Here is a 25,556-nt window from a genome sequence, read left to right as displayed (position 1 = left end):
CGGGTCCTCCCCCTAGCGGAACAGGACTTTCCCATGACGAACAAGACAGCTTTGGTCATCAGCGCACATTCAGCGGACTTCGTCTGGCGATGCGGTGGAGCGATCGCCCTGCACGCCGCGAAGGGGTATGAGGTCACCGTCGTGTGTCTGTCCTTCGGCGAGCGCGGCGAAAGCGCCAAGCTCTGGAAGACGCCCGGCATGACGCTTGACAAGGTCAAGGCCGAGCGGCGCAGGGAGGCGGAAAACGCGGCGAAGGCATTGGACGTTCACGACATCCAGTTCTTCGACCTCGGCGACTATCCGTTGGAAATGGACCGCGAGGCAAAGTTCCGTCTCGTCGACGTGATGCGGAAGGTGCAGCCGGCCTTCATCCTGTCGCACTCGCAGTATGATCCCTACAATCCCGACCACATGTACGTGCAGCAATGGACGCTCGAATGCCGCGCCGTGGCGCAGGCCTGGGGCCACAATCCCGGCGAGAAGATCCTCGGCGCGCCGCAGGTCTACATGTTCGAGCCGCACCAGACCGAGCAGATGAAATGGCGACCGGACGTGCTGCTCGACATCACGCCCGTGTGGGACAAGAAGTGGGCCGCCATCCAGTGTATGGAAGGGCAGGAGCACCTCTGGACCTACTACAAGAACGTGGCCGAGAACCGGGCCAACCAGTTCATGCGCAATTCCGGCGGGCAGGCGGGGGGACGCCCGGCAAAATATGCCGAAGGGTTCCAGTCGGTGTTCCCGCGAACCGTGGATGAGCTGTGATGAGCGGAATCGTCGTTCAGAACATCGAGCGGGCCGAGAGGTCGGTGATCGAGCGGCTTGCGGCCTGCGGCGTGGCGACCGTGCATGAGGCGCAGGGGCGCAAGGGCCTGATGGCGAGCTACATGCGCCCGATCTATCGCGGTGCGCGGCTGGCGGCATCGGCCGTCACCATCTCCGCGCTGCCCGGAGACAACTGGATGGTGCATGTGGCCATCGAGCAGATCAGGGAGGGCGACATTCTGGTGCTCGCCCCCACCAGTCCCTGCGAGGATGGATATTTCGGCGATCTGCTGGCCACCTCGGCGCGGGCTAGGGGCTGCAAGGGCCTCGTCGTGGATGCGGGCGTGCGCGATGTTGCCGATCTCACGGAGATGCAGTTTCCCGTCTGGTCCAAGGCGATCTTCGCGCAGGGGACAGTCAAGGAGACGCTGGGCTCGGTAAACGTGCCGGTCATCTGCGCGGGTGCCCTGGTCAACCCGGGCGACGTGATCGTCGCCGACGATGACGGTGTGTGCGTGGTCCGACGCGAAGAGGCCGAAGCCGTGGCGGAAAAGGCCGAGGCGCGGGTCGCGGCCGAGGAGGAGAAGCGCAGGCGGCTCGCTGCTGGAGAGCTCGGCCTCGACATCTACAACATGCGCGAGAAGCTGAAGGCCAAGGGTCTGCGCTATGTCTGACGGCACGCGGGTCATGTGGATGCGGGGCGGCACGTCGAAGGGCGGCTATTTCCTCGCGTCTGACCTGCCGGGAAGCGTGGAAGAGCGGGACGCGCTGCTCCTGCGCATCATGGGGTCGCCCGATCCACGCCAGATCGACGGCATGGGCGGGGGCAACCCGCTCACCTCCAAGGTTGCGGTGGTGAAACCCTCGACGCGCGAGGGGGTCGACGTCGACTACCTGTTCCTGCAGGTGTTCGTGGACCGGCCGGTTGTGACCGACAGGCAGAACTGCGGAAACATTCTCGCCGGGGTCGGGCCGTTCGCCATTGAGCGGGGGCTGGTGAAGCCGGCGGGCGACCGGACCGAGGTGCGCATCTATATGGAAAACACGGGCCAGATTGCCATCGCGACGGTTCAGACGCCGGGCGGCAAGGTCCGCTATGACGGCGATGCGCGGATTGACGGTGTGCCGGGCACTGCGGCCCCCGTCACGATCGTGTTCAAGGATACGGCGGGATCGAGTTGCGGCGCGCTGCTGCCCACCGGCAACGCGGTGGACGAGGTGGCGGGCCTGCGGGTCACGATGATCGACAACGGCATGCCCTGCGTGATCCTCGATGCGGCGGATTTCGGCCTCACGGGCCAGGAAACGCCGGCGGAACTGGAGGCCAACGCGGAACTGCGCGCCCGGCTCGAGGAGGTGCGGCTCGCTGCCGGACCGCTGATGAACCTGGGCAACGTGCGTGACACTTCAGTGCCGAAAATGACGCTGGTGAGTCCAGCGCGGAACGGCGGCGCGATCTCCACGCGCACATTCATCCCGCACCGGTGCCACGATGCGATCGGCGTGCTGGGGGCGGTGTCGGTCGCCAGCGCCTGCCTGCTGCCGGAGGGGCCGGCCGCGAAATATGCGGTGGTGCCGGAGGGCCAGGAGAAGGCCATGTCCATCGAGCATCCGACGGGCGAGTTTACCGTGATTGCGAATGTGGACGAGGCTGGAAACCTGCTGACAGCCGGCGTGCTTCGCACGGCCCGCAAGCTGATGGACGGTGTTGTGTTTTGACGGTTGCTGCAGAGGCTGATCCGGGTTTCTGCCAAGGCTGCAAAAGAATGAAGTCTTGTCGGGGCACGGGTGGGATCCGTTTGCCGGAATGCCTCAAGCTTGCTGCCTGCTGTGGGCGGGGGCGCGGGATGGGCCGGTGCGCGATCCCAAGTGTAGGGATGGTTTGATCCGTTGCGGCGGTTTATCAGGGGGGGACCGGATCCCCACCCGAAACGGGTGGGGATCCACGGCCGCTGATCCGAAACTCCGCCCGGAGGATGGTTTGCAGAATGGGGAAAGCCCGGTCAGATCGGACAGATCGGTAAGCCCTACGCCTGCCCTGGGTTGCTTTGCCCGCAGGACGGCGGCTTCAATTCTTCAGGCTCGTCAGGTGGTGTGGAAGTTCATCATGCGATAGGCGTTCATCTGACGGTATGAGACTTCATGAGGAGGGGGCGGTCATGCCCTCCGGGCTTCCCGCAGGTCGCGGGAGGAAGAGAAGATTTCCCTGATGATATCAAGCAGCGCCGCCTGCGTTCGGGTCGGTTTCCAGCGATCGCGGGTGGTGATGCCAATGGGCCGGCGGCTCTGGGCGAGCTGGAACGGCAGCGGATGAAGCAGGCCCTTGGCGATTTCCTCTTCGACCTGGAGCCTAGAAATGCAGCCCAGATAGGGACCATTGTCCAGCAATTCACGCATCAGGACCATGGATCCCGTTTCCACCAGGCACTGAAGCTCCGCGACGCCGTGCAGGGCCGCGAAGGCATTGAAGTGGCGGCGAGCGGGCGTGTCCGGCAACGGCAGGATCCACGTATAGTCGCGCAAGACAGACTGGAGATCGGGCGCGGCGGTTTTCGCGAGGGGATGGTCCGGTCCCGACACGATCACCAGCTCATCGTGGAAAAGATGCTCCTGGACGATATCGTCGATCGGCGGTGGGTTGCGCAGGGCACCCAGCAGGAAGTCGATCGTGCCCCGGCGCAGTCCGGAAAGCAGGGTTTCGTAGGGGCCCTCGACCACGCGGATCCGGACATTGGGATGGTGCTCGTGGAATATCGCTATGGCCTTGGGAAGGATGTATGAGCGGGAAAGCGGCATGCCGCCGAGGGTAATGCTGAACTGGCCGCGTCCAATGCTTTCGGAAAGCTCCATCTCCGCCTGGGCCAGTTCCGCAAAGGCCAGCTGGGCGGCGTTCGCCAGAAGCTGGCCCGCGCGGGTGAGTGTGCTGCCGTATTGCGTGCGGCGGAAAAGCTCACGGCCCACCTCGCTTTCAAGCTCCGTCATGGCGCGGTGGATGGTGGGCTGGGCGATGCCGAGGCTGCGCGCGGCAATGGACAGATTCTCGCTGTCGGCCAGCGCGATCAGCGCGCGCAGCTTGGCCGTGGTGGCCGTCAGGGGACCGCGGGACGAAATCTGCTCAACCGCACTGTCCAGGAGCTGAAAGGCGCGGCGAACGCGCTCGGCCAGCAGCTGGGCCAGCATGTTGGGAAAGACGCCCTGGTTGGTGCGCTCGAAAAGGGTGGTGCCGAACTGGCGCTCCAGCTTCTGGAGGGTCTGGGTCACCGCCGGCTGGGAGACATTGCAGGCGATGGATGCCTTGGTGACCGACCCTGTGTCCACAACGCTGAGAAGAACCCGCAGATGACGCAGATTGTGCTCGAACTTGATCAAGGTAACTTTTCTCCCGGCTTGAGCAGAGCTTCCAGCACATCGGAAATCTCTCGTGCGGGAAGAAGGAGGTCGCCCAGGCGCTGTTGCCAGAGGGCGGTGCTGGCTGCCATGTCATTCGGCAGGCCGAGCTCTGCGACCATGCTCGCCGCTTCGCGCATTTCGGCGGCACGGCGGCGGCCGTGAACCGTCATGCGCTCCATGCAGTAGTCACGCCGCTTGCGCCACTGGATGTCGGGATCGCTCTCCTCAAGGGATGCAAGAACCTCATCCTCGACGCCATTCAGGCGGGCGGTAAGGAAACATTCGGCAAACAGTGCCTCCATGCCTTTGATCATGATGGAGCGCGTAAGCTTGATGGCTGAGGCGGCGCCAACCCTGATACCAACGACACGCGCCTGCATGCCGAGGTTTCGCAGGAGGTCACAGGCCTTGTCTGCCAACGGCCCCGAAAGCAGGACCGGCGTCTTCTCCCGCCTGGGAAGAACGGGTGCCATGATCGCCATGTCGACGTAGTGGCCGCCCGCGGCTGTCACGGACTCCGCGGCTCGCGCCTTGGTCTGCGGCGAGCAGGAGTTTCCATCCAGATAAAGGGCCCCGGCCTTCAGATGGCGGGCTGTAGCGGTTGCTGCTTCCAGGGCGCGATCCGCGTAGACGAGACTGAAGATGAGATCGGCGTCGCGGAAAGCCGACGCCTCGTCTTCGCATCCCGTCACGCGATGCTGCCTGAAGCGCGCTTCCAGTGCGGAGCGCTCGTCGGGCAGATTGACCTTCTCGTCGAAAGCGGAAACCGAGGCGATGCTGCTTCGGTTCCATCCTGAAGCAAAGGCGGAGCCAGCTTCCCCAAAGCCCCGAAGTGCGACATGCAGTTGGGTGAGTCGTTCGTGCATGGCTCCGCCCTTCCCATCCTACCCGCCCGAAGATTGCCTGCGGCAAATTGGCCAGCCAAGGACTTATAGCGAAAAATTATGCATTATGCCGGTCACTAATCATGAAGATGTGTTCAACCATCGGTGGAAGGCGTTCTCCGAGGTGCTGGACGTCCGCCGCATGCGAGAGCAAAGCGATACATTTCGGATGTCCGGCGGCCGAACCGGGCCGCGAAGCGGCAGCATGCCGACAGTGTCCCACATGGATGCGAACGCCTCGCAGAGCTTGTGACTTTGTAACAACTGGGAGCGAGTTTGTGCCGGTTAGCCTGACAACGGGGAATATCTCGCCACTGCAGACTATAATAAAATTACTGTGATAAGTTGTAATAGAATTTCCAATCAATAAATGGAATTAGTGTTTCAAGCGTTTGATTCCTTTGCATTTGAAATTGTTTCTTAGAATTTACTTTTCTTATAAGAGAGTGCGTTTATTGAGATTGGTCCAAATTGTTCTTCTCCTGGCCTCTTTTGGGCTAGTCGCCTGCGTTTCGCGCGGCAGTAGCGGAGGAGCGGAGAGCACGCCGGCGGCCTCCCGCCAGATCCCGGCATCGCGGGGCCAGACTGCGGTATCCGCGACCCCGGACAGGACGATGCCGGTCGCTCGGATGCAGGCCGAAGGTTCCTCGATGGAACGGCTGGTCCGTCAGGCCGTGGAATGGCATCCGTCCATCGACGAAGCCGCAAACCGGGTGAAGGATCGCCAGGCCAGGGTATCGGAGGCCCGCGCCGGCTATCTGCCGGGCGTGAAGGCCAGCATCCGGGCAACTCCGATTGCGGGTGGGGATACGCAGACCGGCCCGGGTCCGAAGCTTCACGTGGCTGCCCAGCAGATGCTTTTCGACTTCGGAAAGGTCGACCGGTCCGTCCGGGAAGGCCTGGCGGACGAGGAACTGAGCCGTGTCCGTCTGATCTCCAAGGCGGACAGCCTTGCCCATGACACGGCACTGGCGGTCGTCGAGGCGCAGCGCAACCGCAACCTGATGGAATTGGCGACGCGACGGATCGGGCGTGTGGAGGCCATCGTAGGACTGGTGGGTGACCGGCATGAGAGCGGTGCGAGCGCCGAGTCCGACCGGGTGCAAGCGCTATCCCGCCTGGAATCGGCACGCGCTTCGCGGCTGCAGTTTGAGGCCAGGCACAGGCAGCAACTCGCCAATCTCGCCAATCTCGCCGGACGAGTCTCCGATGTCGGGCGCGGCGTGCCGGAATGGCTGCTTGGCGCCTGCAATCTGCCCGAGCCGCAATGGGCCGCCGTCGCGGAGGTGCAGATGGCGCACGCCGAAGTCGAGCGCGCGAGGGCGAAGGTCGAGAGCGCCCGCGTCGAGATGCTGCCCACCGTGGCGCTTGAGGCAGGTGCTTCCTATGCGATCGAAACGGCCGAGGCGGATGACCCGCTCCATTACAACGTCGGCCTGCACGTGACTTCGCCAACCTTGCAGGGCAGTGCGGCGCTCAACCGCGTCCAGTCCGCCGGTTTCGTCCTTCAGGAAGCTGAAGCGGCCCTGCAGCGCGCGCGTGTGTTGGCTTGGGAAAAGTATGAAGCCGCGCGACAGCAGGTCGAACCGATCCGGGATCTGCGAGCGACGCTGATGCGGCGTGCGGACATCATGAAGAAGGCCCGGGACCTCTACGAGATGCAATATGTCGACCTGGGGACCCGGACAATCCTGAACGTCCTGGATGCCGAACAGGAGCTTTACGAGGCAGAGGTGCTAGCCACCAACGCCGAGCATGATCTGCATCGCCTCTACGTCAACTGTCTCTTCCACTCTGGAAAACTGCGGGAGCGCTTCGGCGTCGACGAGGTTCTGGCCCGCCGCTTGGGAGCAAAGTAACGATGTCGGTCGAACTTGCCATCACTGGGGAGCAGCCTGAAACCGAACAGGGCAAGCCCTTTCCGTCCGACCCATGGATCGAATGCCTGCGGTATGTGGCGGTGCATTACCGGATCGCCACGTCGCTGGAAAGCGCGAGGATCGCGGCGCTGGCGGATACGGCAACCGCCGCGGAGGCGCGGATCTCCCTCATCGGGCGGAACCTGGGCCTGCGGCTACGCTTCGTCGAGCCGGATCTGTCGGGGTTCAGCCACTGGCAGTTGCCCGTTGTCGTGGAGCTGGATGATGGCAGCATTGCCGTCATCAAGGCGATATCCAAGGAGGGCATCGCAAGCGTGATCTTCGCCGGCGAGCAGGGGCTGGAACAGCCCGTGCCTCTGGACGAGCTGCAAAGTCAGGCTACCCGCGTGGTGCTGGCAAGGCCGGCGCGGGCGGTGCCGGATGCGCGCATTGATGCCTATATCAAACCCTACCGGGTGGACTGGCTGCGGCGGATCATTCTGAACGACTGGCGGGCCTATTCCTGCGTCTTCCTGGCTTCGCTGGTCGCGAACACGCTCGGGCTGGCCGGTATCATCTTTTCCATGCAAGTCTACGACCGCGTCATCCCGGCGCAATCCTTCCACACCCTGTTCGTTCTGTTCACGGGCGTGACGATCTGCGTGGTCTTCGACTTCCTGATCCGCCGCAGTCGCATGGCGATCATCGACATCGTGGGCAAGCGCGCCGATCTTCAGATCTCCGACATGGTGTTCGGGCATGCGCTGAGGGTGCGCAACGATGCGAGGCCCGTTTCCACCGGAACCTACATAGCGCAGATCCGTGACATCGAGCAGGTGCGCGAGATCCTGACATCGACGGTGGTTGCAGCGCTGGCGGACATGCCGTTTTTCCTGCTGTTCCTCTGCCTCTACTGGACCATCGCGGGCAAGCTGGTCGCCATTCCCATCGCGGCTCTGGTCCTGCTGGTGCTGCCGGGCGTTCTGCTGCAACGGCGGCTGCGCGCTCATGCCAACGAGGCCATGCGCGAATCCTCCCTGCGCAGCGGCATGCTGGTGGAGGCCGTGCAGGGGCTAGAGGACATCAAGATGATGCAGGCGGAGCACCGCTTCCAGACGCTGTGGAACAACTTCACGGCGGTGGCCGGGGCGGCGCAGCTCAAGCTGCGCGCGCTCACCAACGGTCTCAACGTGTGGACGCAGAACGTGCAGCTCAGCGTCTATGCGCTGACCGTCTTCACCGGCGCTCCGCTCGTCATCAAGGGAGAGATAACCACCGGTTCGCTCGTGGGTGCTTCCATCCTCGGATCGCGCATGTTGGCGCCCATGAGCCAGCTCACGCAGGTGCTGGGTCGGTTGCAGCAGGCAAAGATCGCCAAGCAGGGCCTCGACAAGCTCATGCAAATGCCGGTGGACAACCCGGAAGACGAACACCGTATCGAGGTGCCGCGGGTGGCCGGGCGCTATGCTCTCTGCCAGGCGAAGTTCCGCCACGGCGAGAAGCTGCCTACCGCCCTTGAGGTGGAGGAGCTCAAGGTCGAGCCGGGCGAGCGGATTGCCGTGCTTGGCAAGAGCGGAGCGGGCAAGTCGACGCTGCTGCAGGCTATGGCCGGGCTGCTCAGGCCGTTCGAGGGAGAAGTCCTGCTCGACGACCTGGCGCTGCATCACATCGACCCCGCCGACGTGCGCCGCGACGTCGGACTGCTGACGCAGAACTCGAGGCTGTTCCACGGCACCCTGCGCGACAACGTCATGTTGGGCGCCCCGGCCGCGCGACCGGAGCGCATCCAGGAAGCACTGGAGATTTCAGGCGCGGATGCCTTCGTGCGGCAGCTACCGAAGGGGCTGGATTATCCCATCCATGAGGGAGGCATCGGCCTTTCGTCCGGGCAAAAGCAGGCGATCCTGCTCGCGCGGCTCATCCTGCGGGATCCGTCGGTGGTCCTTCTCGACGAGCCGACGGCCGCCCTCGATGAATTCGCGGAGCGGCAGTTCGTGCAGCATTTCGGTTCCTGGGTCGCCGGGCGCACGCTGATCGTCACGACGCATCGCACCAGAGTGCTCGAGCTGGTCCAGCGGATCGTCGTGATCGATGGCGGCAAGGTCGTGGTGGACTGCGAGAGGGACGAGGCCTTGGCGTTGCTCGCCGGCGGACCGGCACGCATGGTGCGGCCAGCCTCCGCCTGATTTGGTTTTCGGACAAGGATACGGGAAAGCATATGGCCGCGCACGGATTGGACGCTCCCACCTGGAGCTTCGAGGAAAACGATACCGAGAAAGTCAGGCGAGCCCGCCGTTTCGTCATGCTTGTCGGGCTATGCCTGGCGACCTTCGTCTGCTGGTCATGGTTCGCGGAACTGGACGAGGTATCGACTGCGCCCGGCAGGGTGGTGCCGAGCAGCCAGGCGCAGATCATCCAGTCCCTTCAGGGTGGGGTGCTGGCAGAACTCTACGTGCATGAGAACGAACTGGTCGAACCCGGGCAGGTGCTTGCCCAGCTGGATCCGACGACGACGGAGTCGAGCGTCGAGGAAACGGCGGCGAGATACCGGGCGGCGCTCGCCAGCGGAGCGCGGTTGACTGCGGAGGTGAACGGCGGCGAGCCCAGGTTTCCGACGGAGCTGGAAGCCTATCCGGACCTGATTGCCGCCGAGATGAAACTCTTCGAGGCACGCCGCAGGGACCTGCAGGAAGAGATCAAGTTCCTCGATGAAACCATCGCGCTGACCTCGCACGAGCTCGCCGTCAACGAGAAGCTCACGAAACAGGGAGCCGCCAGCAATTTCGAGGTGATCAGGCTCAAGAAGCAGCTGGCGGACCTGCGGCTCAAGCGCTGGGACATCGAGTCCAACTATCTGGTGCGGGCGCGGGAGGAACTGGCGAAGGCCAATGCGGACATCGCTTCGCTGTCGTCGGTGGTGCGCGGACGATCCGACATGCTGTCACGCCTTACCCTCAAGTCGCCGGTCAGGGGTGTCGTGCAGGATATCGCGGTGACGACGATCGGGGGTGTGGTGCCGCCCAATGGCAGGCTGATGAGCATCATTCCCCTGGACGACCAGCTGATCGTGGAGGCGCGGGTCTCGCCACGGGACATTGCCTACATCAGGCCCGGGCAGAAGGCGAACGTGAAGATCACGGCCTATGACCCCGCCATTTTCGGTGACCTCGACGGCGAAGTGAAGAGTATATCGCCCGACACGATGCGGGACGAGGCGAATCCCAATGTCCAATACTACCGGGTGTTCATCCAGACCATTTCCGATGCCCTGGAGAACAAGGCCGGAGAGAAGTTCCCGATCGTGCCGGGCATGATCGCGGCGGTCGACATTCACACCGGCTCCAAGACCCTGTTTCAATATCTGGTGAAGCCGTTCAACAAGGCGCGGGAGGCGCTGCGGGAACGCTGAAAGGCAAGGGGCCGGAAGCGCGAACGCTCCCGGCCCTTTCTTACCTTGAAAGGATGTCCGGTCCGATCAGAAGAACGCCTGAAGCCCCGTCTGGGCTCGGCCCAGGATCAAGGCGTGGATGTCGTGCGTGCCCTCGTAGGTGTTGACGGTTTCCAGGTTCTGCGCATGGCGCATGACGCGGTAGCCGATCTGGATGCCGTTGCCACCGTGCATGTCGCGGGCCATGCGGGCGATGTCCAGGGCCTTGCCGCAGTTGTTGCGCTTGATGAGGGAGATCATCTCGGGCGCCCAGGCACCTTCCTCCATCAGGCGCCCCACACGAAGCGTAGCCTGCAAACCAAGGGCGATCTCGGTCTGCATGTCGGCGAGCTTCTTCTGGTGAAGCTGGGTCGCGGCGAGCGGGCGGCCGAACTGCTTGCGGTCGAGGCCGTACTGGCGGGCCTGGAACCAGCAGTCCTCAGCGGCGCCCATGACGCCCCAGGCAATGCCGTAGCGGGCGCGGTTCAGGCACTCGAACGGACCGCGCAGGCCCTCGACACCCGGAAGCAGCGCATCCTCGCCGACCTCGACATTGTCGAGCACGATCTCGCCGGTGATCGAGGCGCGCAGCGAGAGCTTGCCTTCGATCTTGGGCGCACTGAGGCCCTTCAAGCCCTTCTCCAGAACGAAGCCGCGGATCTTGCCGTCATGGGCGTCCGACTTCGCCCAGACGACGAACACGTCGGCGATCGGGGCGTTGGAAATCCACATCTTGCTGCCGTTGAGGCGGTAGCCGCCGTCGATCTTCGTGGCACGGGTCCGCATGCTGCCAGGATCAGAGCCTGTGTCCGGCTCGGTCAGGCCAAAGCAGCCGATGAACTCGCCCGTGGCAAGCTTTGGTAGGTAGCGCTTGCGCTGCTCCTCGCTGCCGAAGGCATAGATCGGGTGCATGACGAGCGAGGACTGGACACTCATCATCGAGCGGTAACCCGAATCGACACGCTCGATCTCGCGGGCGACCAGTCCATAGGACACGTAACCGGCGCCCAGGCCGCCGTATTCCTCCGGAATGGTCACGCCCAGAAGGCCGGCCTCACCCATCTCGCGGAAGATTTCCGGATCGGTGGTCTCCTCCAGATAAGCCTTTTCGACGCGGGGAGCCAGGCGGTCAGCCGCGAATTTCGCCGCCGCGTCCCGCAGCATGCGTTCCTCTTCCGTCAGTTGGGTATCGAGGCGAAACGGATCCGCCCAGTCAAATTGGGTTTTGCTCGTCATATCAGTTCCACAACCAAGCACTCACATAGTTATTTCGGGGCGATCTTAGCATTCTGTCCGGCATTGTCTTGCCTGATGAGACGCAACACTGGCGAAACATGAACGAACCGCCGCCCCTCCTTGCGCCTGCGAGTACCGGCAGGACTCCACCCGTTTGGAAGCCGACCGCAGGTCCATCCTCCAGAACGGGAATTCCATCCTCCTCCCAGTCCGCTGGCGTGGCTACGATAAATATCATATCTCGCAGCGCAAGAAGCTTCTTGAGTGCAAGATGCCTCATGTTCGCGCATGTGGCGCAAGGCCGTCGCCGGGGTGCTGCAGGAGCGCCGGATCGGAGGGGCATGCGGGCAGGTTCAACGCAGGGCCGCGTCGCCCGTTTTGCTGCGGTTGCGCGGGTTCCATGCAGAGCAGACGGTTGGGCTGCGGGAAATTGCGCTATCATCCCGGCGGCGGAGTCCGTCTTTACAGCGGGAAGAAGGGAGCGGGAGTATGAGCCAGTTCATTGCGATGAATCGCTTCAAGGTGGCGGCAGGGCAGGAGGAAGCCTTCGAGAAGGTCTGGAAGAACCGGGAAACGAGGCTTCGCGAGATGCCGGGCTTCGTCTCTTTCAGCCTGCTGCGCGGACCGCGCAACGAAGAAGAGGGTTACACGCTCTACGCTTCCCACTCGATCTGGACGAGCGAGCAGGATTTCATCAACTGGACGCGCTCGGAGAATTTCCGCGCCGCGCACAGGAATGCCGGTCAGCACAAGGCCCTCTACAAGGGCGCCCCGCAGTTCGAGGGCTTCACGGTCGTGGTGCACGAGTGAAGACGGCGGTAGGCATCAGGGTCTGCCGGAATCCCGAAGTGCGTTCCTCCGCCTTCAGGCTAAGCCTGCCCAAGGTCGAAGGGAAAAAGCATACGGTGTCATCTGCCCTCGTCTTTCGAAGGGCTCATCCTTCGACTAGCTCAGGATGAGGTCCGGGGACCGTCATCCGGTCGACTTCCGGTAGGTACAGGTCACATCCCGCCGGGCTAGAAACCGCCCCCGGTCCTGAAGCCTCCGCCACCGCCGCCGCGGGAACCGCCACCACCGCCAAAACCTCCACCAAAGCCGCCGCGCGAACCGCCAAACACGCTGCCGCTCGATCGACGTGCAGGACGGGAAGAGCCGCTGCTCGGACGGTAGCCGCTGCGCAGCGCATCCCGCAACTCCTTCGACGACAGGACACCGCCGATGATGCCGCCGATGATATCGCCGATCAGCTTGTCATTGACGAAGGTGCCGCCGCCGCGCTCATAGCCGGAGCGGCGGAAGTCCTGGCTTGCGCGTTCCAGCTCCGCGCGGCGTTTGGCCAGCATGAGCATCGTGTGGCGGGCCTGGTCCGCCTCAGCCTGAAGCTGGTCGAGGCGGGTGGCGATGACCTGCAGCTTCTGGACGATGCGCTCGTCCTCCGGCGTGGGCGTTTCCATCGCCTCGCGCAGGAGCACGCGGAGATCGTCGCGCTGCAGCGCCGCCGCAAGCTCGGCCACGGCACCGCCGAGACCCTGTTCCGACGTGTCGTCCATGAGTGCGGCGCGCTCGCGGTCGAGCGAAGCCAGTTCTTCCTCCAGCTCAGCCACTTCCCGGTCATGCCCTTCGAGGGCGGCCACGGCCTGCTCGTGCGCCTGTTCCAGCGCGGCGATGCCATCCTGCTCAAGCGCCCTGCGCTCGTAGGCTACCAGCTCGGCCTCGGCGGCAGCGACATCTTCCTTCAGGCGCTCGGCATGGGCGCGTAGACGCTTCGGAATCTCGGTCAGCGCATAGTAGTTCTGGCGCGCCTGCTCGTACTGAACCACGCGGGCAACGAAATTGTCGCCCATGCGCGCGATGGGACCGCCGCGATAGGCGGACGTGCCGTAGCCGCTGTTCCAGAGATACATGAACAGCGGATCGTCGTGATAGGGCTTGGACTTGGCGTCGCGGTCGGCCTCGGACTGGGTTGCCTTCTCGTCGGCCGCTGCAGCCTGGGCCTCGAGGCTGTCGACCTTCGCGCTGAGCGCCTGCCACTCCACCTCATCCGCCACGCGGCGCTGGGTGGCCTCGGTACGGGTGGCGATGGCGTCGGCGGCCGCCGTGACGGCTGCCGCAAGTTCCTCGCGGCGGGCACGGCGTTCCTGCAATGTGGCCAACAGTTTCTTCTGGCGGTTTTCAAGATCGGCCAGGCGCTGCTTCTGCCGTTCGATTGCCGCAAGCGCCCTGCGCTCTGCATCGTCAAGCGTGCCTAGGATCTGGTCGTCGCGCAGCGCCTGCATGCGGATCTTCGCCAAGGCGCGGTAGAGCTCGGCCTGCTCGGCGCGCAACCGGGTCATCTCCTCGGTCGCGGCCTCGACGACGCGGTGCAGATTCTCCTCGTCCTGGCGGACCTTGTACATCGCCTGTTCAATTGTGCTGAGCGTGTTCGCCGCGCTGATCATCTGTCCGCTACCACTCGGTTATGGCTCCGCCCATCACATTCATGCGCCAGGTGGGCTCCAGGCTGCCGCGCTGCTTCTCGCCAAGAATGTTATTCTGGATGATGCCGTCGTCGGTCTTGTCGCGCGCGACCGCGTCGTAGGTCTGCTTCGGCACGCGGACGGCCCACTTGGAGACCACCTTTGTCTTGCCGTCCTCCTCGCTGGTGACCGGGAGCGAGAGGAGGGTGCCGTCAGGCTTCACCGCCTCGACGACAAGATAGTAGTTGCGGGCGTCGGAGTTGATGTCCGGGATGCGGTAGACGCCGCTCATCTCGCCGGGGCGGCTGACGATGCGCAGCACGTAGGTCTCGCGCAGCGCGTCGGCCAGGCGGTTCAGCGCGATGACGCCGGCGCGGGCGGCCTCGGCATCGCCTCGCGAGAGAGCAGCGAGTGCATCGGCGTGCAGCTGTTCGGCACGCTCACGCGCGTCGTCGGTTTTCGCCTCGCCGAGCGCCGCATCGGCCGCCGCCGCAATCCGGTTGGGCAGAACTTCGGTGAGCTCTCGCTGGGCGGCAATGGCGGCCTGCTCTGCCTGATACCCCTGCCAGGCGTTCCAGCCGATCCAGGCCGCGGCCAGCAGGACGACGACCGCGACCACCTTGCCGATGGTGCCGCGGCGGCCCCAGAGGCCCGCCAGCGTGCGCTTGAAGCTCGGGGGCGTCGGCGTGTAGGTGAAACGGCTCTCCCGCCGGGCCCGGATGCCCTCATCGAGGATGCGGTCGGAGACCTCAAGCCCCTGGCTCTCGTAGATGGAGCGCAGGCGCTCCTTCAGGTTCTCGTCGCGGCCGTCCTGCGCCAGCTCGCGCAGGGCGACGGCCTCCTGGTGGCGGAGCGTGTCCACCACATCCATCGCCAGCATAAGTTCGTCCAAGGCCGGCCCTGCCGACGGGGACGGGGCAGGGGAGGCGGGGGCAGCCGTGTCGCTCATGGATCAGATCCCGCGAAGCGCGTCACTTCTCCGCAAGCACCAGCGCGTTACCTTCCGCAGCGAGCTGCGCCATGCGCTTCTTGCCGTCCTCGACCGCATCGCGGATCTCGGCGCTGTTGCGGGTGGCGAGATCGCGCATCTCGGAAATGATCTGGGCGGAGCGGGTCTGGAAGTTGACGACGCTGTCCACCAGCTTCTTGACCGCATCGGCGCGAACGGTCGGTCCGTAACCCGCCTTGAGCGCCTCTTCCTGGACCTTGCCGCCGATCTCGGCCAGCGTCTCGAGCGACTTGGAAACGCCTTCCTTCATCTCGTTGAGCGTCTGGGTCGCCTCGTGCAGGCCGAACAGGCCGGTGAAGGAGGCCTTCAGGGCGGTCAGCACGGACTCGTTGGTGGAGAAGAAGGACACCGCCTGCTGATAGACGCGCTCCTTTGCGTTCATCGTCTGCAGAAGGCGCGCCATCACCACTTCCGAGGTGTTGTAGCTGATGGTCATGTTGTCGGCGAGGTCCTTGGCGACCTGGTAGCGGCCCTCCTCGAACTGCACGCGGCGCAGGTGCTCGTCACGCACGAGCTCCAGCTTTGCGCGCTCGGCAACCTCGCCATCGGCCGGGAAGGAGGCAACGGCCTCGGCCGCCCTCTGCAGGGCCTCCTTGGCTTCGTTGAGCTTGGCCTCAGCCATCTTCAAGATCTCGAGCGCGGCCACCTCGCCATGCTTCAGGGCGCCGCGGAAGTCGCGATAAGCCTCCAGGATGGTCTGCTCGCGCTCGATGTTGGCCTTGGTGTCGCGGGAGACCTCGAGATAGGTTTTCTTGATGTCGTCGAAGCGGGTGGCGATGTCGCCGCGGGAAATCTTCATCCATGCGTTGGTGGCGCGCTCGAACAGGTCGATCCTGCCGTCCTCGAGCTGGTCCACCAGCATCTTGGCATCATCGCGGATGGAATCGAAGGCGCGGGTGATCTGCTCGTAGCGGTTGCTGATGGACATCTCCGCCACCTGCTCGCGCACCACCTCGTTGAAGATGCTCATCTGCTGAAGCGTGCGGGTGATGATGGCGATCTTCTCGGGCTCGATGTCGGCAATCTTCTTGAGCAGGCCAACGATCGGCGAAGCTTCGCTGGGCTTTTCCTGCACCAGGCCAAGATCTCGCAACTTGCCCATTGCAAGATCGAGATATTGCAGGGGAGACTTGACGGCGATCTCACTCATTGGACCATCCTTGCCAGGAGTTGACTTGACCTTTGTGCATGGCGCTGGCACACGGGCCTGTTATAAAAGTGAAACTAACTGACCTCGTTCAGGTTAAGCAAGCTCATTTGGCGGAGACGAGGCGCGCACGGCGTTGCAGGCGCGTCCGCTCTCTGATTCATTTGGCCTGGGGCGGGTGATTCGCTGCGTATGTGGCAGAAGAGGTTATGATGGTCGTAGTGCCCGGTGAGACTCAGGTTTTGAGGCCACGTCTTGCAGTCCTAGGTGTTGGCGGCGGCGGCGGAAATGCCGTCAACAACATGATCGCCCAGGGGCTCGAGGGAACGGAGTTCCTGGTCGCCAACACCGACGCCCAAGCCCTGATGATGTCGAAGGCCGAGCGCGTCATCCAGATGGGCGTGAACCTCACCCAGGGACTGGGCGCCGGCTCGCTGCCCGAGGTGGGCCGCGCGGCAGCCGAGGAATCCATCCACGAGATCATGGACCACCTGTCCGGCACGCACATGTGCTTCATCACGGCGGGCATGGGCGGCGGCACGGGCACGGGCGCGGCTCCGGTGATCGCACGGGCGGCCCGCGAGGCGGGCATTCTCACCATCGCGGTCGTCACCAAGCCGTTTCTGTTCGAGGGCTCCCGCCGCATGCGCATGGCCGAGCAGGGCATTGCGGAACTGCGCGAGGCAGCCGACACGGTGATCGTTATCCCCAACCAGAACCTGTTCCGCGTGGCGGACGAGAAGACCACCTTTGCCGAGGCGTTCCAGATGGCCGACCGCGTGCTCTACGCGGGCGTGGGCTGCATCACCGACCTGATCGTGAAGGAGGGCCTCATCAACCTCGACTTCGCCGACGTCCGCACGGTGATGAAGGGCATGGGCCGCGCGATGATGGGCACGGGCGAGGCCGCGGGCGAGGGCCGCGCGCGCATTGCCGCCGACATCGCCATCTCCAACCCGCTGCTCGACGACAACAGCATCGCCGGCGCCAAGGGCGTGCTGATTTCTATCTCCGGCGGTCATGACATGACCCTGTTCGAGGTGGACGAGGCCGCGACCCGCATTCGCGAGGAGATTGGCGACGACGCGGACATCATCGTTGGCGCCATATTCGACGACAAGCTGGAAGGCCGCTTTCGCGTTTCCGTGGTGGCCGCGGGCCTCGAGGAAAGCGCCCAGGCTGCGGCGTGATAGCCGCCGCCCGAGAAGAGTTTCATGCTCCGGGGCCCGCGCGGCCCCGGTTCTTTTCGTGACACTGTTCGAAGTGATCCAGCCTTCCATCGTCCTGCTCAAAGGCGCAAGCCTGGCAGGCAAGATCGAGCGTTCCTGGCGTGGGAAAGTCGGGCGCGGCGGATCTAGTCGTCGTTGCTGGCGTTGAGGTCCTCGGGCCGGGTGCCTTCCTGGTCGGTGACGTCGATCTTCTGGTTCTCTTCGAGCCAGCGTTTCAGGATGAACCGTATCGCATCGGGGCGGCTGCTGATCGTGTGACCATCAATGAGCCGATCGAGTGCGTCCAGCGTGGCAGGATCGATTTCGATCGACAGCGTTTTCCCATCCCTGATCTCCGAAGCCTCTGACATCGCGGCAACCTCTCGCAAGCCTTGACAGACTAAACGCGCAAGACGGGGATTGGTGGCGCTGCTTTTCGGGGCAGCCCAAAATTTCGGTGTCTGAATTGAAGACGAAAGGCGGTCTTGAGGCTTGTCTCTCCACCCGGAAGCGGGCAGCGCGCTGACGCAGCCACCTCAGGAACTGCAATGTTTCTGAAGGCTACAAGTTGCCATCGAAGTGTCAGGAAAGCTCCCGGACGCCTTCAGCAATCACTTCCGCCACCTTTTCGCAGAACGCCGGAAGGTCGCCGGGATTGCGGCTGGTGATGAGGCCTTCGTCGGCGACAACCTCTGAATCTTCCCAAAGGCCGCCAGCATTGATGACGTCCGTCTTGATCGATCCGTAGGAGGTCAGGCGGCGGCCGGAGGCAAGGCCCGCCTCCACCAGAAGCCAGGGGGCATGGCAGATCGCGGCAATGGGTTTTCCGGCGGCAGAAAAGGATCTCACCAAATCCACGGCCTGCTTGTTGGCGCGGAGGATATCCGGGTTCATCTGACCGCCCGGCAGGACGAGCGCGTCGTAGCCTTCCTCGGAAGCACCTTCCAGCGCGCGGTCCACGGGAACGGAGCGGCCCCAGTCCTTCTTGTCCCAGCCCCTGATCTCGCCGGATGCGGGAGAGACGACGTCGACCTGGGCACCCGCCTCGCGGAGCGCATGTAGCGGAACCTCCAGCTCGGACTGTTCAAAGCCGTGGGTGGCGAGAATGGCGATGCGCCTGCCTGTGAGGTCGTGCATGAACTGACTCCCTTTGTTGTTCGGTCTACCGGCCAAACAGGGAAGGGCGGCAAGTGTTCCACCGGCAGAAGGGCAGGCTTCCCCGTGTTTCATGCCGGAACATGGAGCGCCGGCAGGTCTTTGGGTGGCAAGGCGCCCGGGCGAATGCGATCTGTGCTGAGGCCGGAATGAAGGGTGCGGACGGTTTCTGTCGAACCCGTCAACTGGACCTGGCAACGCTCCCGGTTGCAGGCTGCGCAGGAAAGCCGAGCCCGCCTTCCTGGCAAACGGACGCACACGCGATTGCGTGTGCGGGGTTGCAACGCGGCGCGCGTCGTATAAGGAAGCGGGCCAAAGGGGAGCGGAATCATCTCCAGCGGCCACGCCATCGCCAGCGGCCACACCAGCCAGCTTCCCGATCTGACCAGAGAGGAGTTCCAACAGATGCAGCTCAAGGATCCCACACTCTTCCGGCAGGCGGCCCTTGTGGGCGAGCGCTGGATCGAGGCCAATGCGACGAACGGCATCGCCGTCACCAACCCCGCGACCGGTGAGGTGATCGGATATGTGCCGAAGCTGGGTGTGGAGGAGACGCGCGAGGCGATCCGCGCCGCCGAAGTGGCGCAGAAGGCCTGGGCCGCTCGCACGGCCAAGGAGCGGTCCGACATCCTGCGCCGCTGGTTCGAGCTGATGATCGCCAACAAGGAGGACCTCGGCAAGATCCTCACCCTCGAGCAGGGCAAACCGCTGCCCGAGGCCATGGGCGAGATCGCCTATGGCGCGAGCTTCATCGAGTGGTTCGCCGAGGAAGCCCGCCGCGTCTACGGCGACCTCATCCCGGCTCACCGCACCGATGCGCGCATCATGGTGCTGAAGCAGCCGATCGGCGTCGTGGCGGCAATCACGCCGTGGAATTTCCCCAATGCGATGATCACCCGCAAGGCGGGCCCGGCGCTCGCGGCCGGCTGCGCCATGGTGCTGAAGCCCGCCTCGCAGACGCCGTTCTCGGCGATCGCGCTTGCGGTTCTGGCGGAGCGAGCCGGGCTGCCGCTCGGCCTGTTCAGCGTGGTGACCGGTTCGGCCCGCGAGATCGGCGGCGAGCTCACCGCCAATCCGGTCATCCGCAAGCTCACCTTCACCGGCTCGACCGAAGTGGGTGCCGAGCTTTACCGGCAGTGCGCGCCGACCATCAAGAAGCTCGGACTCGAGCTCGGCGGCAATGCGCCGTTCATCGTGTTCGACGATGCCGATCTCGACGCGGCGGTTCAGGGCGCGCTGATCGCCAAGTTCCGCAACAACGGACAGACCTGCGTGTGTGCCAACCGCATCTACGTGCAGGACGGCGTCTATGACGCCTTCGCCGAGAAGCTGGTGAAGGCGGTGGCCGGGCTCAAGACCGGCAACGGCTTCGAGGAGGGCGTGGTGCTCGGGCCGCTGATCGACGACGCTGCCGTGGCCAAGGTCGAGGAGCATATTAGCGATGCGGTGGCCAAGGGCGCCAAGGTGGCGCTCGGCGGCAAGCGCCATGCGCTGGGCGGCTGCTTCTTCGAGGCCACGGTGCTCACCGGCGTCACGCCGGAGATGGCGGTGGCCCGTGAAGAGACGTTCGGACCGGTTGCGCCGCTGTTCCGTTTCAAGGACGAGGCGGATGTCATCGCGCAGGCCAATGACACCGAGTTCGGCCTTGCCTCCTACTTCTATGCCCGGGATCTCGCGCGCGTGTGGCGCGTGGCCGAGGCGCTGGAATATGGCATGGTGGGGGTGAATACCGGCCTCATCTCGACCGCCGAGGCGCCGTTCGGCGGCATCAAGCTTTCCGGTCTCGGCCGGGAGGGCTCGCGCTACGGAATCGATGATTTCACCGAGATGAAATACGTGTGCCTGGGCGGCATCAGCGCCTGACCGGCCGCGCTTCCGATCCTGGCCCCGCCGCAAGCACGGCGGGGCTTTCCTTTTGCTATCCGGGCTCCCTCTCGCTATCCGAGACCATTGCCGGGCATTGGCGTGTGTGCGATGACACCTTCGTGTGTATGGTTGCGCGCTGCCAAGGCGATCTTGGAAAAATCCCTTTCCATCCCGTGGCTGGACTAACCATCCCAGTAGCCGGACATCAGTGCCGCTTTCCTGCCATGTGACAGCTCGAAAAAGTTTGTTGTTATCAAAATTCGAGAGCCTAATTTTTTATCTTGATAAGGATCAAGGGGCACGGTAGACACCAGGCAATCTTGGAAGGGGGGCTGGTGCTGGTCTGCTGGACAATCCGTTGATCATGCGACCCTCCTCGGCAGTCCCACATTCGCAGGAGGGCGAATGCTCAATATCCGCATTTCGCAAGACTTGCTTGCAGCCATCATCTTCATTCTGATCGGCGTTGCCGCGCTGGTCTTTGGAGCCGATCTGAGGGCCGGAACCTCCGCCGACATGGGGCCGGGCTATCTGCCGCGCGCGCTGGGCTGGACCGTCATCTCGCTGGGCGTCATCACCGGGCTGCGCACGATCTGGCTGCATTCGCCGGTCGTGGGTCAGGTGAAGCTTCGCCCGATCATCCTCATCCTGGTGGCGACCTGCGCCTTCGGCTTCCTCGTCGAGAGCGCCGGTTTCGTGGTCGCGAGCGCGATCGCCATCTTCAATTCCCTCTTCGGCAACGGCAGGCCCAGCGTGCCCTACGCGCTGGGAATGGTGGTCATCCTGCCTGTGGCCCTGGCGATCATCTTCATCGTCGGCCTCGGCCTTCCCATTGATCTGTGGTGGTTCTGATGATCGCAGACATGCTGAACAATCTCGCCATCGGCTTTGCCGGGGCATCGACCCTCGCCAATCTCGGTTATGCGCTGGTGGGCTGCCTTCTCGGCACCCTGGTCGGCGTTCTGCCAGGCATCGGCGTCGTTCCCACGGTGGCAATGCTGCTGCCGCTGTCCTTCGGCATGGAGCCGCTGTCCGGGCTGATCATGCTTGCCGGCATCTACTACGGCGCCCAGTATGGCGGGTCTACGGCCGCGATCCTCGTGCGCATGCCGGGCGAGGCCGGCTCGATCGTCACCGCGCTCGACGGGTATGAAATGGCCCGCAAGGGGCGCGCCGGTTCGGCGCTCGCCATCGCTGCGCTGGCCTCCTTCTTTGCCGGCACGGTCGCCACGCTGCTGATCGCGGCTTTCGGTCCGTCGCTCGCCAGCCTGGCGATGAAGTTCCATTCGGCCGACTACTTCTCACTGATGGTTCTGGGTCTGTCGATGACCGTCGTACTGGCGCAGGGATCCATCCTGAAAGCCATTGCCGTCATGCTGATCGGCTTCATCTTCGGTCTCGTCGGCCTCGACATCAACTCCGGCGTGCAGCGCTTCACCTTCGGCATTCCGGACCTGTGGGAGGGCGTCAGCTTCCTGGCGATCTCGATCGGACTGTTCGGCCTGGTGGAAGTGGTGCGCAACCTCGAGTTCCCGGAGCCGCGCGGCGACCGGCCGAAAATGAAGATCCGCGACCTCTATCCGAACCGGGAGGAGTTCCGGGAATCCGCACCGGCGGTGGTGCGCGGTACCATCCTCGGCTCGCTTCTCGGCGTGCTTCCCGGTGGTGGCGCCGTGCTGGCGTCCTTCGTGAGCTACAGCCTCGAAAAGAAGCTGTCGAAGCGGCCGGAAACCTTCGGCAAGGGCGCGCCGGCGGGCGTTGCGTCGCCTGAGGCCGCCAACAATGCCGGCGCGCAGACGAGCTTCGTGCCGCTGCTGACCCTCGGCCTGCCTTCAAACCCGATCATGGCGCTGCTGATGGGCGCGATGATGATCCACGGCATCGCCCCGGGAACGGCCATCGTGAGCGAGCGCCCGGACCTGTTCTGGGGCCTGATCGCCTCGATGTGGATCGGCAACCTGATGCTCGTGGTTCTCAACCTGCCGCTGGTCGGCCTGTGGGTGAGGCTGCTGACGATCTCCTACGACCTTCTGTTCCCGGCGATCATGATGTTCTGCCTGATCGGCGTGTACTCGGAGGGCGGCAGCGCGTTTCAGATCCTTCTGCTCGCGGGCTTCACTCTGCTCGGCTATCTGCTGATGCGCTGCGGCTGCGAGCCCGCGCCGATGATCATCGGCTTCATCCTGGGCCCGATGATGGAAGAGAACCTGCGCCGCGCGCTGACGGTGTCGGGAGGCGACTACTCCGTCTTCATCGAGCGTCCGATCTCGGCAACTTTGCTGGCCGCGTCCGTGCTGCTCCTGCTGCTGATGGCGCTTCCCGGACTGCGCAAGTCGCGCGCCGAGGCGTTCCAGGAGTAGTGCCCGGCATCCCCAATCCACCCAATCCAACCTTGCCAATACGGAGGACTACCCATGGCTAACCTCGTCGGTCTCGCCGCAATGTCCCATTCTCCGTCGTGGGATCTGTCCCGCGACCTCAAGGGCCCCGGTCAGGAATTCGTTGCCGCCATCGAGCGCCTGCGCAAGTTCAATGGCCAGAAGGTGGACGCCATCGTCATCTTCGGACCGGACCACTACCGCAATTTCTTCTATGACCAGATGCCTCAGTTCTGCATCGGCATCGAGAAGCTCGAGGGTTACGGCGACTACGACAGCCCGTCGGGCCAGATGCCGGTCCAGCAGGAACTCGGCCGCCACATTCTCAACCACCTGATGGGCAACGGCTTTGACCCGGCCGTCTCGCTCAACATGTGCCTCGACCACGGCCACACGCAGCCCTATGCCGCGGTGAACCCGGAGCTCGACATCCCGGTCGTGCCGATCATGATCAACTGCCAGGCCGGTCCGCGCCCGAGCTACCGCCGTGTGGCCGACTTCGGCCGCGCCGTGGGCGACGCCATCCGCAGCTTCCCGGCAGACATGAACGTGATCGTCATGGGATCGGGCGGTCTGTCGCACTTCCTGCCGAAGATGTCGGCGGACGACGAGGCGACCCCGGAAGAGACACGCGACTACATCATCAACGGCCGCGAGCGCTCGCGCGAGTTCAACGCAGAGAAGGAGCGCATCTCCAAGGAGCGCCGCAAGGAGGGCCGCACGGGCAAGGTGTCGGTGGAGTGGGACCAGTGGTTCCTCAACCTGCTGACCACCAACAACCTCGAGCCGCTGCACAAGTGTACCGACGCCGAGATCGAGGAAGCTGCCGGCAACGGTGCCCACGAGCTGCGCAGCTGGGTTGCCGCTGCCGCCGCATGGGGCCGCGACATCGAGGTCATCGGCTACGAACCGGTCCCGACCTGGATTACGGGCATGGGCGTCGTCGGCGGCGGCATCTGCGTGCCGAAGGACAAGTAATCAGGAAAGCGTTTGAACAGATGACAGAACAGCGCCACGAATACCGCTCGATCTGGACGGGCCTGCGCGACACCGCGTTCGAGCAGGGCTTCGTCAACGTGAACGGCATTAATACCCGCTACGCCCGTTCCGGCACGCGCGGCAAGCCGGCCCTCGTCATGCTGCACGGCACGGCGGGCCACTGGGAGGCGTTCTCGGCCAATTTCAAGGCACATAGCGCCGACTTCGAAATCTTCGCCCTCGACATGATCGGCTGCGGTTTCACCGACAAGCCGAACCATCCGCTCGAAATCAAGCATTACATGGGCCATGTGCTCGGGTTCTGCGACGTGATGGGCATCGAGAAGGCGAACTTCATGGGCTGCTCGCTCGGCGCATGGATTTCGGCGGCGATCGCGCGCAACCATCCGGAGCGCGTGCTGAAGCTCGTGCTGCTGTCGGCTTCCGGCTATTTCTCGAGCGCCGAGAACCGCGGCCGCATCATCTCTCAGCGTACCAAGGCGGTGGACGATCCGTCCTGGGAGAACATCAAGGCGATCTTCAACAAGCTGCTCGCCGACGAGAAGAGCCGCGTGGACGATCTCATCGCTCACCGCCAGGCGATCTACCGCATGCCCGAGATGAAGGAGGGCATGCTCAACATCCTCGCCCTGCAGGACGCAGAGATCCGCGAGCGCAACCTGCTCAAGGACGACGACTGGAAGGCCATCACCGCCGAGGCGCTGATGGTGGGCTCGCTCGCGGATGCGGACGAGTACCTGCGCACCGCGCAGGTCGTCTCCAAGCTGATGCCGAACGCGCGCTACGTGGAGATGGAAGGCGTCGGCCACTGGCCGCAGTGGGAAGACCCGGAGACCTTCAACAAGCTCAGCCTCGAGTTCCTGCGCGGCTGACCCGTCCGGATCTCCAGTAGAGAAAAGAAAACCCCGTCACGACGTGGCGGGGTTTTTCGTTGGGGCAGTTGTGCCGATCGCCGGGGACCTCCCCCTGCGCCGACAATTTGCATGAGGGAAGGGGGCGCGCGGCCCTACAGATCGTACTGGGCGAGTTCGGCCGTGATGGCTTCGACCGCCTGGGTAATCTCGTCGATCATCTCGGACAGGTTCCGGCCGACAAAACGGAAGGAGGGGCCGCCGAGCGCGATGCAGTAGGCGAGACGCCCGCCGGAGAAGATCGGAGCGGCGACGCCGCTCACGCCTTCATCCCGTTCCTCGTTGGTTACCGCATAACCCTGCCGGCGAACGCGCTCCAGCTCCTTCTCCAGAAGGGCGCGATCGGTAATCGTGTTCGGCGTGTAGGCTACCGGCGTGAACATCTTGAACATCTCCTCCACCTCCTTGGGGGAGGAGAAGGCCAGCATCACCTTGGCGCCAGCGGTCGCCGGCCAGGGCAATGTCGTGTTGCGCAGGTAGGGAATGCGCACATGGTGGCGGCAGTCGATCCTGTCCACCGGAACCAGTTCCGGCCCGATCACCTGGCGCAGCGAGGTGAACTCGCCGAACTTCTCGGACAGGCGCTCGAGATAGGGGCGGGCAATGCGCATGACAGTGGTCGTGCTTTTGGCCACACGCGCCAGTTCGACGATCTTTGCCGAAAGCTGGAAGCCGCCATTTCGATCTTCGATAATCAGACCGTAGTGCTTCAGGCTGTTGAAATACCGGTAGATGGTCGAGCGCGGCATCTTCAGATGCTGGGCCAGTTCGGTCGGTGTCCAAACCGGATGCGCGGCATCGAAGGCAAGCAGGATCTCGATCGCGCGATCCGCCGTCGAATTGACGCTTACGGCCTTGTCCAAGTT

The 25,556-nt window shown here is 64.0% G+C and carries 22 protein-coding genes; 13 read left to right on the top strand and 9 right to left on the bottom strand.

Features of this window, described 5'->3' with window-relative positions:
* Nucleotides 1–33: 33 nt before the first annotated feature.
* From ABD906_RS14055 to ABD906_RS14045, 3 genes are read left to right on the top strand one after another with little or no spacing between them, the layout of a single operon-like run.
* Entirely contained in the window at nucleotides 34–765 is a 732-nt protein-coding gene (locus ABD906_RS14055; RefSeq protein ID WP_345100051.1) for a PIG-L deacetylase family protein, read from the top strand.
* Nucleotides 765–1,439 carry a 4-carboxy-4-hydroxy-2-oxoadipate aldolase/oxaloacetate decarboxylase gene (locus tag ABD906_RS14050; RefSeq protein WP_345100049.1) on the top strand — a complete coding sequence of 225 codons (675 nt, stop codon included), beginning with the start codon at nucleotides 765–767 and terminating at the stop codon, nucleotides 1,437–1,439. The genes ABD906_RS14055 and ABD906_RS14050 overlap by 1 nt, the downstream gene beginning before the upstream one ends.
* Nucleotides 1,432–2,484 (top strand): 4-oxalomesaconate tautomerase, encoded by a 1,053-nt coding sequence (locus ABD906_RS14045; RefSeq protein WP_345100047.1) that lies wholly within the window; start codon nucleotides 1,432–1,434, stop codon nucleotides 2,482–2,484. Before ABD906_RS14050 ends, ABD906_RS14045 begins: the two co-directional genes overlap by 8 nt.
* 438 nt (nucleotides 2,485–2,922) lie before the next feature.
* Here ABD906_RS14045 and ABD906_RS14040 read toward each other — a convergent pair whose 3' ends face one another.
* Together ABD906_RS14040 and ABD906_RS14035 are read right to left on the bottom strand one after the other, a co-directional pair.
* Nucleotides 2,923–4,134 (bottom strand): LysR family transcriptional regulator, encoded by a 1,212-nt coding sequence (locus ABD906_RS14040; RefSeq protein WP_345100045.1) that lies wholly within the window; start codon nucleotides 4,132–4,134, stop codon nucleotides 2,923–2,925.
* Nucleotides 4,131–5,021 (bottom strand): DUF1932 domain-containing protein, encoded by an 891-nt coding sequence (locus ABD906_RS14035; protein ID WP_345100043.1) that lies wholly within the window; start codon nucleotides 5,019–5,021, stop codon nucleotides 4,131–4,133. The genes ABD906_RS14040 and ABD906_RS14035 overlap by 4 nt, the downstream gene beginning before the upstream one ends.
* A gap of 632 nt (nucleotides 5,022–5,653) precedes the next feature.
* Here ABD906_RS14035 and ABD906_RS14030 point away from each other — a divergent pair.
* Genes ABD906_RS14030 through ABD906_RS14020 form a run of 3 tightly spaced genes read left to right on the top strand, consistent with a single transcriptional unit; the run spans nucleotide 5,654 to nucleotide 10,307 of the window.
* Nucleotides 5,654–6,898 carry a TolC family protein gene (locus ABD906_RS14030; RefSeq protein WP_345100041.1) on the top strand — a complete coding sequence of 415 codons (1,245 nt, stop codon included), beginning with the start codon at nucleotides 5,654–5,656 and terminating at the stop codon, nucleotides 6,896–6,898.
* Between the two features lie 2 nt (nucleotides 6,899–6,900).
* The gene (locus ABD906_RS14025) at nucleotides 6,901–9,084 is read left to right on the top strand and encodes a type I secretion system permease/ATPase (RefSeq protein WP_345100039.1); all 2,184 of its coding nucleotides are present in this window, start codon (nucleotides 6,901–6,903) and stop codon (nucleotides 9,082–9,084) included.
* Nucleotides 9,085–9,116: 32 nt separating this feature from the next.
* Nucleotides 9,117–10,307 (top strand): beta-barrel domain-containing protein, encoded by a 1,191-nt coding sequence (locus tag ABD906_RS14020; protein WP_345100038.1) that lies wholly within the window; start codon nucleotides 9,117–9,119, stop codon nucleotides 10,305–10,307.
* Between the two features lie 66 nt (nucleotides 10,308–10,373).
* Here the strand turns inward: ABD906_RS14020 and ABD906_RS14015 are convergent, their stop codons facing one another.
* Nucleotides 10,374–11,561, bottom strand: coding sequence for an acyl-CoA dehydrogenase (locus ABD906_RS14015; protein ID WP_345100037.1), 1,188 nt, complete (start codon nucleotides 11,559–11,561; stop codon nucleotides 10,374–10,376).
* A gap of 489 nt (nucleotides 11,562–12,050) precedes the next feature.
* On the opposite strand from ABD906_RS14015, the gene hmuQ reads away from it, so the two are divergent.
* The gene (hmuQ, locus tag ABD906_RS14010; RefSeq protein ID WP_345100036.1) at nucleotides 12,051–12,371 is read left to right on the top strand and encodes a heme-degrading protein HmuQ; all 321 of its coding nucleotides are present in this window, start codon (nucleotides 12,051–12,053) and stop codon (nucleotides 12,369–12,371) included.
* A gap of 206 nt (nucleotides 12,372–12,577) precedes the next feature.
* Here hmuQ and ABD906_RS14005 read toward each other — a convergent pair whose 3' ends face one another.
* The 3 genes from ABD906_RS14005 to ABD906_RS13995 are packed head-to-tail and all read right to left on the bottom strand — an operon-like array spanning nucleotide 12,578 to nucleotide 16,176.
* A complete protein-coding gene (locus ABD906_RS14005) occupies nucleotides 12,578–13,999 on the bottom strand; it encodes a coiled-coil domain-containing protein (RefSeq protein WP_345100035.1) in 1,422 nt (473 codons plus the stop codon).
* 7 nt (nucleotides 14,000–14,006) lie between these two features.
* On the bottom strand, nucleotides 14,007–14,966 hold the full coding sequence (locus tag ABD906_RS14000) for a DUF6384 family protein (protein WP_345100034.1): 960 nt from the start codon (nucleotides 14,964–14,966) through the stop codon (nucleotides 14,007–14,009).
* A gap of 22 nt (nucleotides 14,967–14,988) precedes the next feature.
* On the bottom strand, nucleotides 14,989–16,176 hold the full coding sequence (locus ABD906_RS13995; protein WP_345100033.1) for a cell surface protein: 1,188 nt from the start codon (nucleotides 16,174–16,176) through the stop codon (nucleotides 14,989–14,991).
* A 206-nt stretch (nucleotides 16,177–16,382) separates the two neighbouring features.
* Here ABD906_RS13995 and ftsZ point away from each other — a divergent pair, with 206 nt between their 5' ends.
* Nucleotides 16,383–17,363 carry a cell division protein FtsZ gene (gene ftsZ, locus ABD906_RS13990; protein WP_345100032.1) on the top strand — a complete coding sequence of 327 codons (981 nt, stop codon included), beginning with the start codon at nucleotides 16,383–16,385 and terminating at the stop codon, nucleotides 17,361–17,363.
* A 164-nt stretch (nucleotides 17,364–17,527) separates the two neighbouring features.
* On the opposite strand, the gene ABD906_RS13985 is transcribed toward ftsZ, so the two are convergent.
* Nucleotides 17,528–17,752 carry a ribbon-helix-helix domain-containing protein gene (locus tag ABD906_RS13985; RefSeq protein WP_345100031.1) on the bottom strand — a complete coding sequence of 75 codons (225 nt, stop codon included), beginning with the start codon at nucleotides 17,750–17,752 and terminating at the stop codon, nucleotides 17,528–17,530.
* Between the two features lie 211 nt (nucleotides 17,753–17,963).
* Nucleotides 17,964–18,518, bottom strand: a complete 555-nt coding sequence (locus ABD906_RS13980) for a type 1 glutamine amidotransferase domain-containing protein (RefSeq protein ID WP_345100030.1) — start codon at nucleotides 18,516–18,518, stop codon at nucleotides 17,964–17,966.
* A gap of 423 nt (nucleotides 18,519–18,941) precedes the next feature.
* On the opposite strand from ABD906_RS13980, the gene gabD reads away from it, so the two are divergent.
* From gabD to ABD906_RS13955, 5 genes are all read left to right on the top strand, one after another.
* Nucleotides 18,942–20,399, top strand: coding sequence for an NADP-dependent succinate-semialdehyde dehydrogenase (gene gabD / locus ABD906_RS13975; RefSeq protein WP_345100029.1), 1,458 nt, complete (start codon nucleotides 18,942–18,944; stop codon nucleotides 20,397–20,399).
* A gap of 408 nt (nucleotides 20,400–20,807) precedes the next feature.
* Nucleotides 20,808–21,254, top strand: a complete 447-nt coding sequence (locus tag ABD906_RS13970; RefSeq protein WP_345100028.1) for a tripartite tricarboxylate transporter TctB family protein — start codon at nucleotides 20,808–20,810, stop codon at nucleotides 21,252–21,254.
* Nucleotides 21,254–22,762 (top strand): tripartite tricarboxylate transporter permease, encoded by a 1,509-nt coding sequence (locus ABD906_RS13965; protein WP_345100026.1) that lies wholly within the window; start codon nucleotides 21,254–21,256, stop codon nucleotides 22,760–22,762. The genes ABD906_RS13970 and ABD906_RS13965 overlap by 1 nt, the downstream gene beginning before the upstream one ends.
* Before the next feature lie 54 nt (nucleotides 22,763–22,816).
* Nucleotides 22,817–23,758 (top strand): DODA-type extradiol aromatic ring-opening family dioxygenase, encoded by a 942-nt coding sequence (locus ABD906_RS13960; RefSeq protein ID WP_345100025.1) that lies wholly within the window; start codon nucleotides 22,817–22,819, stop codon nucleotides 23,756–23,758.
* A gap of 20 nt (nucleotides 23,759–23,778) precedes the next feature.
* A complete protein-coding gene (locus tag ABD906_RS13955) occupies nucleotides 23,779–24,651 on the top strand; it encodes an alpha/beta fold hydrolase (RefSeq protein ID WP_345100024.1) in 873 nt (290 codons plus the stop codon).
* A 134-nt stretch (nucleotides 24,652–24,785) separates the two neighbouring features.
* On the opposite strand, the gene ABD906_RS13950 is transcribed toward ABD906_RS13955, so the two are convergent.
* Nucleotides 24,786–25,553, bottom strand: a complete 768-nt coding sequence (locus ABD906_RS13950; protein ID WP_345100023.1) for an IclR family transcriptional regulator — start codon at nucleotides 25,551–25,553, stop codon at nucleotides 24,786–24,788.
* Nucleotides 25,554–25,556 lie beyond the last annotated feature (3 nt).

Source organism: Chelativorans composti, assembly GCF_039541695.1.
Taxonomy (GTDB): Bacteria; Pseudomonadota; Alphaproteobacteria; order Rhizobiales; family Rhizobiaceae; genus Chelativorans; species Chelativorans composti.
Note: the sequence above shows the minus strand (reverse complement) of the source record. Positions and strands in the feature narration are given on the sequence as shown.